This is a genomic window from Natranaerovirga pectinivora (assembly GCF_004342165.1).
Classification (GTDB): domain Bacteria; phylum Bacillota; class Clostridia; order Lachnospirales; family DSM-24629; genus Natranaerovirga; species Natranaerovirga pectinivora.
On the sequence record NZ_SMAL01000013.1, the window covers coordinates 67,120 to 73,774 of the forward strand.

The 6,655-nt window shown below is 34.6% G+C and carries 5 protein-coding genes; all 5 read left to right on the forward strand.

Annotated features, from left to right (window positions below; genetic code table 11):
• The first annotated feature begins 1 nt into the window (after nucleotide 1).
• The 5 genes from EDC18_RS13465 (at nucleotide 2) to garR (ending at nucleotide 6,487) form a co-directional block, all read left to right on the forward strand.
• Complete coding sequence (locus EDC18_RS13465; protein ID WP_132253979.1) at nucleotides 2–1,351, forward strand: ABC transporter substrate-binding protein; 1,350 nt, start codon at nucleotides 2–4, stop codon at nucleotides 1,349–1,351.
• Nucleotides 1,352–1,807: 456 nt separating this feature from the next.
• On the forward strand, nucleotides 1,808–3,334 hold the full coding sequence (gene garD / locus EDC18_RS13470; RefSeq protein ID WP_132253981.1) for a galactarate dehydratase: 1,527 nt from the start codon (nucleotides 1,808–1,810) through the stop codon (nucleotides 3,332–3,334).
• A gap of 42 nt (nucleotides 3,335–3,376) precedes the next feature.
• Nucleotides 3,377–4,273, forward strand: a complete 897-nt coding sequence (gene dapA, locus EDC18_RS13475; RefSeq protein WP_132253983.1) for a 4-hydroxy-tetrahydrodipicolinate synthase — start codon at nucleotides 3,377–3,379, stop codon at nucleotides 4,271–4,273.
• Nucleotides 4,274–4,319: 46 nt separating this feature from the next.
• On the forward strand, nucleotides 4,320–5,567 hold the full coding sequence (locus EDC18_RS13480; RefSeq protein ID WP_132253985.1) for a glycerate kinase type-2 family protein: 1,248 nt from the start codon (nucleotides 4,320–4,322) through the stop codon (nucleotides 5,565–5,567).
• Nucleotides 5,564–6,487 (forward strand): 2-hydroxy-3-oxopropionate reductase, encoded by a 924-nt coding sequence (gene garR / locus EDC18_RS13485; protein WP_279230944.1) that lies wholly within the window; start codon nucleotides 5,564–5,566, stop codon nucleotides 6,485–6,487. The genes EDC18_RS13480 and garR overlap by 4 nt, the downstream gene beginning before the upstream one ends.
• Nucleotides 6,488–6,655: the final 168 nt, after the last annotated feature.

Here is a 6,655-nt window from a genome sequence, read left to right on the forward strand (position 1 = left end):
TATGAAAAAAGTTTTAGCACTAATGGTTGTACTAGTATTAATGACATCATTGGTAGGTTGTGGTCAGAAAGAAGAACAAACCACTCCAAGCCCAAGCACACCAACTGTTCCAGATGGAGCAAGTGTAGGTGATGAGGAAATTAACCTCAGATTCTCATGGTGGGGTGGAGATGCTCGTCATGAAGCTACTTTAGAAGTAATTAGGTTATTTGAAGAAGCCAATCCAAACATTAAAGTTGAGCCAGAGTACACTGCTTGGTCTGGCCATTTCGAAAGAATCGCAGCACAATTAACAGCAAGAGATGAAGCTGACCTTATGCAAATTAACTTTAACTGGTTCTATGGATTCTCTCCAGACGGAGATGGATTCTATGACTTAAGAGAATTAGACCATATTTTAAATTTAAACAATTGGCCAGCAGAAAGCTTTGAGCCAATTACAATTAATGGAAAAATACAAGGAATCCCAACAAGTATTGGGGCAAGAATCTACTATTTAAACAAAACAATGTATGACCGTGCAGGAGTAGGAATTCCAGAAACTTGGGATGACTTAATGGCTGCAGGTAGAGCCTTTAGAGACAATTTAGGTCCAGATTATTACCCAATTGGTAATGTAAATTACGGTGAGGGTGCAGCAATGATGACATTTGGCTACTTAGCTCAAAAATATGGAAAAGATATTTTTGAAGGCAATGAAATGGCTTATACAGTAGATGAGTTAGCAGATGGATTTAGATTTATGCAAGACTTACTTGACAATCATGTAATACCTGATTTCCATTTTGATTCAGCTAATAGAAACCATGAGAATCCAAACTGGATTAGTGGAAGATATGCAGGGGTTTACTTATGGAATTCTAACATCAATGTTTATGCGCAAAACATTGATCCAGCTACAAATCCTAATGTTGTTGCAGCACCGTTTATTAAATTAGGTGATAATGATCTACACAGTGGTGTATTCAGTAAAATTCTTATGGCATTCTCTATAAGTAATCACACGAACCATCCAGAAGAAGCAGCTATGTTATTAAACTTCTTATATACCGACAAAGAAGCTGTTTTAGCACACGGATTACAAAGAGCAATCCCATTAAACAAAATAGCAGAAGAAATTCTTGCGGCAGAAGGTCAATTAGAAGGACTTCAATATGAAGGACATGTTTTAACAAGTCAAACAGCAACATATTCTTTCCACCCATTCTTTGAAGATAATACAGTTAGATCAGCATACAGTGATGTATTTGATAACTTTGTAATGATGGAAGGTTCATTAACACCAGAAGCAGCAGCTCAAGAAGTTATTACAAACTTTAACAGAGCAGTTAGAGAAGCAATGAGTCAATAAAGCAAAAAAACAAAAAAAAGCAAATAATCTTACCTCGCAAAGAAGATTATAATAACTTATTCATAAGAAACACTAATAACAAATAACGTATGAAAATCTTTATAATAACGCTAATAACTAATAACTAATAACTAATAACTAATAACTAATAACTAATAACTAATAACTAATAACTAATAACTAATAACATGATAACATGATAACAATTTAAAAACTTTTCTTATCTAATAACAGGGTAGCTAATAAGGCTACCCTATTTTTTATAAGAAACATCTCGTTCTGATAAAGTAAAAAAGTGATTAACTAGTATTATTTTTTATTGTACAAAAGGTACAAGGATTCTAAAGTTTTTAAGACACATTAGACATGTGAAAAAAAACAATTATATTATATAATGAATTTAAGCTAAAATAAATTTAATATGTAATAATTGTTTATAGAATAAGGAGTGGGTCTATGGATAGCAATCATAAAAAGCCTTTGTTAATAAAAGTACATCCCAATGATAATGTAGAAGTTGTAGTAAGTCCTGAAGGCGTACTTGCAGGAACGGTTATCTATGATAACCTTACGGCCATAGAAGATATTCCTGAAAGCCATAAAATTGCTCTAATTGACTTTAAAGCAGGGGATAAGATAATAAGGTATGACAAAATTATTGGCTATGCTAATGAACCTATTCCAAAAGGCAGTTGGATAGATGAACATAAATTAACATTACCAGTGGCACCACCCCTAGAAGAACTTCCAGTGGCAACAAAAGTACCAGACCCATTACCACCATTAGAAGGATACACTTTTTTAGGATACCCTAATCCAGATGGAAGTGTTGGCACTAAAAATATGTTAGGTATAACAACAAGCGTACAATGTGTGGAAGGTATTCTTAATATAGCAGTAGAAAGAATAAAAAAAGACCTAATGCCTAAATACCCAAATGTAGATGGCTTAATGCCTATTAATCACAGTTATGGTTGTGGCGTGGCAATTGATGCACCAGAAGCAAAAGTACCAATAAGAAGTTTGAGAAACCTTGCAACCCATCCTAATTTTGGAGGAGAGTTACTTATTATTGGTCTTGGTTGTGAAAAACTGATGCCTGAAAAACTATTTCCTGATATCAAAGAAGAGAATGTCATCATACTTCAAAATGAATTAGGATTTAACAATATGATCAACAGAATATTAGAAAAAGCAGAAGAAATATTAATTCGTCTTAATAAAAGAGTTAGAAAAGTCTGTCCTGTGTCAGAACTTGTTGTTGGACTCCAATGTGGGGGAAGTGATGCTTTTTCTGGTATTACAGCCAATCCAGCCATAGGATACGCAGCAGATTTATTAGTAAGATGTGGCGCAACAGTAATGTTTTCAGAAGTTACTGAAGTAAGAGATGGTGTACATATGATTACCCCAAGAACCATTAATGAAGAAGTGGGGCAAAAATTAAAAGATGAAATGGCTTGGTATGATAACTATTTAGATGATGGTAGCGTAGATAGAGCAGCAAATACTACGCCAGGGAATAAACAAGGTGGATTAGCCAATATCGTTGAAAAATCGTTAGGTTCCATAGTAAAATCTGGGACATCAGCTATTGTTGAAGTGATTTCTCCAGGAGAAAAGCCTACTAAAAAGGGACTAATCTATGCAGCAACGCCAGCCAGTGACTTTGTTTGTGGTACTTGTCAATTGGCATCAGGAATGACCGTTCAAGTCTTCTCAACAGGTAGAGGAACAATGTATGGATTAGCCATGGCACCTGTCATTAAAGTATCTTCTCGTACTGAACTGGTCAACAAATGGAAAGACTTAATAGACATCAATGCAGGTAAAATTGCTACAGGTGAATCAACTATAGAAGAAGTAGGTCAAGAAATCTTTGATTTTATATTAGAAATAGCAAGTGGTACTAAAAAAGTATGGGCCGATCATTGGGGCATTGAAAATGCAATATGCTTATTCAACCCAGCACCAATTACCTGATAAAACAATAAAACTAAAAAACAAATAGATGGAGGTAGTAAGATGTTAAAAATAGAAGATATAAAAGGGGTAATACCACCAATTGTAACACCAGTAGATGAAAATGAAAGAGTAGATGAAGCAGGTCTTAAACGAGTTATTGATCACGTACTTGATGGAGGCGTACACGGTGTATTTGTTCTTGGAAGTAATGGTGAATTTTATGGATTAGATTTTGAAGAGCAAAAAAAAGCAGTAGAAATTACGGTAAAACACGTAGATGGAAGGGTACCAGTATATGCTGGTGCAAGTGGCATCACAACAAGAGAATGTATCAAGCTTGCTAAAATGGCTGAAGAAGTAGGAGCAGATGCCTTAACTGTATTAACACCAATGTTTATTCAACCTAATGAAAAAGAAATGTACAATCACTTTGAAGCAATTGCCAAAAGTACTAAGTTACCAGTGCTTTTATACAATAACCCAGGTAAAACAACAAACAATATCTCACCTTCAATGTTAAAAAAATTAGCTGAAATAGATAACATAGTAGGGATTAAAAATACATCCCTAGATTTTGCTCAAACCATACAATATATAAATGTTACAAGAGATAATCCTAATTTTAGAGTGCTTAGTGGAACAGACTACTATATCTATGGAACCATGTTATATGGTGGATTTGGTTGTGTTGCTGGTACAGCAAATGTTGCACCAAAATTAGTAGTAGACATTTATGAAAAATATATGGCAGGAGATATAGAAGGGTCAATGGAAGCGCAATTTAAATTAATTCCATTAAGAGATTCATACAATTATGGAAGTTTTCCTGTTGTAATGAAAGAGTGTTTGAATTTAATGGGATTAGAGGTTGGTCATCCAGTAAAACCTATTGATCACTGTACAGAGGAAAGACTTGAAGCCATTAAAAAAGTGCTTAAAGATTTAGATTTAGTATAAGACACAAAAACATAACAGAATTCTTAAAATCAAGGTAGGTGGTCATGTGAGTTCAGTTAGAAAAGATGCTTTTGTAATGATTAAAGAATCGATCAATGCAGTTTTACCAGAAGCAGCAGTAGTAAAAGCATTAAAAGAAAAAGATTTTATAGGAAATATAGTTGTAATAGCTATAGGGAAAGCTGCATGGAATATGGCCAATGCTACTAAAAATACATTAGGAGATAGAATCTCAAAGGGCATTGTTATTACAAAGTATGAACATGCTAAGGGACCTATTAAAAATTTTGAAATTATAGAAGCAGGGCATCCAGTACCAGATAAAAATGCTATAATAGGTGCCAATAAAGCCTTAGAATTAGTTGAAGGTCTAACAAAAGAGGATAATATAATATTTTTAATTTCTGGCGGCGGCTCCGCTATATTTGAAAAACCTATGAATGGTGTAGACCTTGAGGATATAATGGATATAACCAATCAACTTCTTAACTGTGGAGCAGATATAGTGGAAATAAACACCATAAGAAAAAGGCTATCTGCAGTAAAGGGAGGAAAATTTGCAGCCTTATGTGGCAAAGCAAATATATATTCCATCGTATTGTCAGATGTTATAGGAGATTATTTAGATGCCATTGCATCAGGGCCAGTATATCCAGATAGTTCAACTTCAGAAGAAGCAATGAAAATAATTAATAAGTACAATCTGCACATAGATGACCATTTAAAAGAAATTATAAATATTGAGACACCAAAACAAGTGGACAATTGTGAAACCATTATTACAGGCAGTGTAAGTGCATTATGTGAGGCTGCTGCAACAAGTGCCAAAAAATTAGGATACCAACCATTTATTTTAGGCTCTACTCTTGAATGTGAGGCAAAAGAAGCAGGTAAATTTATGGCAGCCATTGCTAGGGATATAAAACAAGGCAAAAATTCTTTCCAACCTCCTTGTGCCATTATTATTGGAGGAGAAACGGTGGTACGTATCATAGGTAATGGAAAAGGTGGTAGAAACCAAGAAATTGCATTATCTGCTTCCATAGGTATTGAGGGATTAGAAGATGTGGTATTATTTTCTCTAGGGTCAGATGGAACCGATGGACCAACAGATGCTGCTGGTGGCATAGTTGATGGTGAATCCGTTAAGAGAATGAGAGCTGAGGACATTATGCCAGAAGTATATTTAGACAACAATGACTCTTATAATGCGTTAAAAACAAGCAATGATTTGATAATAACAGGTTCAACTGGAACCAACGTTAATGATATAATAGTGTTATTATGTAAATAAAATACAAAACAAAGGAGAGAAAAAAAATGAAAGTAGGATTTATAGGACTAGGAATAATGGGGAAACCAATGGCAAAAAACCTTGTAAAAGCGGGACATAAGCTAGTGGTATTAGACTTAAATAAAGAGTCAGTAGATGAATTAATTGGAATGGGCGCTGAAACGGCACCATCAAAAGTAGAACTAGCAAGTCAATGTGATGTAATCATAACAATGTTACCAAATTCACCACAAGTTAAAGAAGTTGTACTAGGTGAAGGTGGCGTAATAGAAGGAGCAAAACCAGGAACTGTAGTGATAGATATGAGTTCTATTGCACCTTTAGCAAGTAGAGAAATCTATGCTGAGTTAGAGAAAAAAGGCATTCATTTATTAGATGCACCAGTAAGTGGTGGAGAACCAAAAGCCATAGAAGGTACATTAGCAGTTATGGTTGGTGGCAATAAAGAAATCTTTGACAAATACTATGACTTATTAATGGTGATGGCATCTTCAGTAGTATATGTTGGAGAAAGTGGCGCAGGAAATGTGGCAAAACTATGTAATCAAGTAGTTGTTGCTCTTAATATATCAGCAGTATCAGAAGCTTTAGTACTTGCAAAAAAAGCAGGCGTTGATCCTGAATTAGTATACCAAGCCATTAGAGGTGGATTAGCAGGAAGTACAGTTATGGATGCAAAAGCACCAATGATGATGGATAGAAACTTCAAACCAGGATTTAGAATTGATCTTCATATCAAAGACTTAAACAATGTTATAGACACATCCCATGGTGTTGGGGTACCATTACCATTAACAGCACAAGTGATGGAGATAATGCAAGCAATAAAAGTAGATGGCAGTGGAGTAGAAGACCATTCAAGTATTGTAAAATACTATGAAAAATTAGCAAACATCCAAGTAACAAGAGAAAGTAAATAGAACTGGAAAACTAGTAGTTTTCTAGCATATAATAAAATCGCTAGCTCATTATGAAGCTAGCGATTTTTATTTGTTTGGCTCTTTGTCAATAGTTGGGGGGGATTGGTTTCAATTCCCCTCCATTCTTGGCTTTAGAGCTATTTTTGTATTCTATAATATAATACGCAT

Excerpts from the sequence above, each read along its gene's own strand:
- garD (WP_132253981.1), top strand. The coding sequence starts at position 1,808 with ATGGATAGCAATCATAAAAAGCCTTTGTTAATAAAAGTACATCCCAAT.
- dapA (WP_132253983.1), top strand. The coding sequence starts at position 3,377 with ATGTTAAAAATAGAAGATATAAAAGGGGTAATACCACCAATTGTAACA.
- EDC18_RS13465 (WP_132253979.1), top strand. The coding sequence starts at position 2 with ATGAAAAAAGTTTTAGCACTAATGGTTGTACTAGTATTAATGACATCA.